General features: G+C 78.6%; 1 protein-coding gene. It reads left to right on the forward strand.

Annotation, left to right across the window (positions count from 1 at the left end):
- On the forward strand, positions 1 to 206 hold a 206-nt coding region (locus QM596_RS29685; protein WP_283310611.1), incomplete at both ends, for a hypothetical protein.

Consider the following 206-nt stretch of genomic DNA (forward strand, 5'->3'; position numbering starts at 1 on the left):
CGGAGTACCGACGGCCTGGACGGCCACGGTCGCGACGGGCGCCGCGCGCGCCTGGGAGGAGCTCCGAGCCCCCCTCGACGCGCTCCACCCGTCGGTGCGCCCCGCGGTGCGTCGGCGGCGCCCCCGGACCACACCCCCGCGTACCACCGCACGGCCGCAATGGACACCGCCACGGACGAATCCCGTCGCACCGGGCAGCCCGAGCT

It is taken from the genome of Rhodococcus sp. IEGM 1406, from assembly GCF_030056745.1.
GTDB classification, from domain to species: Bacteria; Actinomycetota; Actinomycetes; order Mycobacteriales; family Mycobacteriaceae; genus Rhodococcus_F; species Rhodococcus_F erythropolis.